Origin of the sequence: Methylobacterium sp. WL116, assembly GCF_008039455.1 — a bacterium.
GTDB lineage: Bacteria > Pseudomonadota > Alphaproteobacteria > Rhizobiales > Beijerinckiaceae > Methylobacterium.
In genome coordinates this window covers 1-3,426 of sequence record NZ_VRUV01000488.1, presented here as the reverse complement: position 1 = coordinate 3,426, position 3,426 = coordinate 1, and the positions used below count along the sequence as shown (strand labels likewise).

The window sequence follows — 3,426 nt, the reverse complement described above, 5'->3', positions numbered from 1 at the left end:
GCCCTGGTCCGGCTCGCGGGCGATCCGGATCGCGTGGCCGCCCTCGGCGCGGCGGCCCGCAGGCGCATCGTCGAGGACGGGTTCTCGGAGCACGCGGTGGCGCAGGCCGTGTGCGGCCTCTATCGCGAGCTGCTCGGGCCATGATCACGCCGGAGAACGCCGCCGCCTTCATCCGCGCGAACACCCGCCTGCTGCCGGTGGCGCATGCGCCGGAGATCGTGCTCCACGTCGCCGACGAGGCGACGGAGCTGTGGCAGAAGACCGAGGACGAGCTCGCCGAGATCGGCCTGCCGCCGCCGTTCTGGGCCTTCGCCTGGGCCGGCGGGCAAGCCCTCGCCCGCTACCTCCTCGACAACCCGGAAATCGCCGCCGGCCGGCGCGTGCTCGACTTCGCCTCCGGCTCCGGCCTCGTGGCGATCGCGGCGGCGCGGTCCGGCGCCGCCTCGGTGCTCGCCAGCGACCTCGATGCCTTCGCGATCGCGGCGATCCCGCTGAACGCCGCCGCCAACGGCGTCTCCGGGCGCATCGCCACCTCCTCCGCCGACCTGATCGGCACGGTGCCCGACGTCGACCTCGTGCTCGCCGCCGACATCTTCTACGAGCGCGACCTCGCCGGCGCGGTCGGCGACTGGCTCGGCCGCCTGCACGCGGCCGGCACCACGGTGCTCATCGGCGATCCCGGCCGCAGCTACCTGCCGCGCGCCCGCCTCGAGGCGATCGCCAGCTACGCCGTGCCGGTGACGCGGGCGCTGGAGGATGCCGAGATCAATCAGAGCCACGTCTGGCGCTTCGTCGCGTGATCGCGCCGCCGAAGGCCGCCGGTGATGGCCGGCGATGCGGATTTCTATCGGAGATAGTATTCGCCTGACCATCCAGTGGTTGTATGCGCCGCAACGTCATCGATCGTTTTTCGCTGCCGCAGCATTCGTTCGCGGCGGTATGTATTGCGCGGCTTGGGATCGAACGAATTGTAGGTTGATTAATGTCCGTCGGGCAAAGTTCGCTCCAGGCCACCTGAAGTTTCGGTGGGACATGGACCGGACGATGAACGATCCCAACGCTACGATCACGCTGCCCGCCGGCAGCGCGATCTTCGAGGAAGGCGAGCCCGGAACCGTGGCCTACCTGATCGTCGCCGGACGGGCCGCGATCTTCCTGCGCCGCGACGGCATCGAGCAACCGCTCGCCGAGCGCGGCCCCGGCGAGATCTTCGGCGAGATGGCGATCCTCGATTCGGGCCCGCGCCCCACCTCGGCGCGGGCGATCGAGGACTGCGTCCTCGTCCCGATCTCCGAGGCGCAGATCGAGAATCGCCTCCTGCAGGCGGACCCGATCCTGCGCCTGTGCCTCGGCGTGGTCATGGCCCGCTATCGCGACGCGATCGCGCTGCTGAAGCCGCATGCCCCGGCCGTGACGGCGCGCCCCGTCGCCGTCGAGCCCTCGCCGGCGCTCAAGGCGGATTTCCAGGCCGCGATTTCCGTGGTGATGATGGAGCGCGCCCTGCGCCGGGCGCTCGACCGCGACGAGTTCGAGCTGTTCCTCCAGCCGATCGTGCGGCTCGGCACCGAAACGCTGGCCGGCTTCGAGGCGCTGATCCGCTGGCGCCACCCCGAGCAGGGCCTGGTGCCGCCGATGACGTTCATCCCCGTGGCCGAATCGAGCGGGCTGATCGTCGAGATCACCGAATGGGTCGTCTCCGAGGTCGGCCGGATCATGCCGGAGATCATGATGGCGGCCCTGCAGAACCCGGGCGCCGCCGACGGGCCGCTGTTCCTCTCGATCAACGTCACCGGTTACGACCTCGCCCGCGCGAGCTTCCCGGCGATGGTCGGCGAGATGCTGCGCTCCACCGGCATCGCCCCCGCGACGCTGAAGCTGGAGATCACCGAGAGCACGGTGATGCGCGATCCCGCGGGCGCCACGGAGGCCCTCAGCGTGTGCCGCGAGGCGGGCATGGGCATCGCCATCGACGATTTCGGCACCGGCTACTCGTCGCTGAGCTACCTGTCGAAGCTGCCGATCACGACCCTGAAGGTGGACCGCGCTTTCGTCCGGGCGATGCTGACCACCCCGTGCAACCGCAAGATCATCCAGACCATCCTCGTGCTCGCCGACGAGCTCGGCATCCCCGTGGTGGCCGAGGGCATCGAGGCGCCGGCCGAGGCGGCCGCGCTCGCCGAGATGGGCTGCGCCTACGGCCAGGGGTACCTCTATGGCTGCCCGGTGCCGCTGGCCGACACCCTCGCCCTGATCCGGAGCTGGAAGGCCGCCGGCGGCGACGCGCCGCAGATCGCCGCGGCGTGACCGGCCGCGGATGGGCAGAGCTGTCCCGCACTCCCGGCCGATCTCATCGCGACGACCGGCTTCGACCGCGCCGCGCCGGTCGCGACCGGTGCCGCCCCGTGCGGGGATGCGCGTTTTCGCGAAGTTCGGTTAAGGATCCTCCGATAGACCGGTACGGTTGCAAGGCCGCGCCGCGCATCGGCGCTCGGAGGTTGACGGTTTTGGGCGAGGACGATCCCGATCACGACCGGCAGGGTGCCGTCTCGGGCGCAGCCCCCTCGCCGGGCACGCCCCCCGCGGACGCGCAGCCGCCGGCCTGGGAGATCGTCCTGCCGGAGGAGGGCGCGACCGAGGATCTCGGGTTGTTCCTGGCCGAGTTCCTGATGCCGGGCGACCTCGTCGCGCTCTCGGGCGGCCTCGGCGGCGGCAAGACCACGCTGGCGCGCGCGCTGATCCGCGAGCTTGCCGACGATCCGAGCCTCGAGGTCCCGAGCCCGACCTTCACGCTGATCCAGCCCTACGAGGGTCGCCTCGGCGCGATCGTCCATGCCGACCTCTACCGGCTGCGCAGCGCCGACGAGCTGGTCGAGCTCGGTTTCGACGAGATGACCGAGGCCGCGATCACGCTGGTCGAGTGGCCCGAGCGGCTTCCGCCGCGCGAGGGGCCGGTCCTGTCGATCGACCTGTCGCTGCGGCCCGAGTTCGGCGAGGGCTCGCGCTTCGCCCGCATCTCCGGCACCGAGGGCATGCGCGCCCGCCTCGACCGGGCGCGCGCGGTCCGCGCCCTTCTCGCCCGCAGCGGCTGGGACGAGGCGACCCGCACCCTGATGCAGGGCGACGCGTCGTCGCGCGCCTACGAGCGCCTGACGCATCCCGACGGCCGGTCGGCGGTGCTGATGATCTCGCCGCCGCGCGCCGACGGGCCGCCGGTGCGCGACGGAAAGCCCTACAGCGCGATCGTCAAGCTCGCCGAGAGCGTCCACGCCTTCGTCGCGATCGACCGGGGCCTGCGGGCGCTCGGCTTCTCGGCGCCGCGCATCTACGGCGAGGACCTCGACACCGGGCTGCTGATCCTCGAGGACCTCGGCACCGAGCCGGTGGTCGACGCCGCCGGCCCGCGGCCCGAGCGCTACGCCGAGGCGA

3 protein-coding genes and 1 pseudogene are annotated in these 3,426 nt (G+C 71.8%); all 4 read left to right on the top strand.

Features of this window, described 5'->3' with window-relative positions:
* Positions 1–144 (top strand): annotated as a pseudogene (locus FV223_RS32035) (glycosyltransferase family 1 protein); the annotation flags it as partial.
* On the top strand, positions 141–800 hold the full coding sequence (locus FV223_RS23250; RefSeq protein WP_147729210.1) for a methyltransferase: 660 nt from the start codon (positions 141–143) through the stop codon (positions 798–800). The pseudogene FV223_RS32035 and the gene FV223_RS23250, both read left to right, overlap by 4 nt.
* Positions 801–1,044: 244 nt before the next feature.
* Positions 1,045–2,304 (top strand): EAL domain-containing protein, encoded by a 1,260-nt coding sequence (locus tag FV223_RS23245; RefSeq protein WP_147729209.1) that lies wholly within the window; start codon positions 1,045–1,047, stop codon positions 2,302–2,304.
* A 302-nt stretch (positions 2,305–2,606) separates the two neighbouring features.
* On the top strand, positions 2,607–3,426 hold an 820-nt coding region (tsaE, locus tag FV223_RS23240; RefSeq protein ID WP_246689770.1), incomplete at its 3' end, for a tRNA (adenosine(37)-N6)-threonylcarbamoyltransferase complex ATPase subunit type 1 TsaE.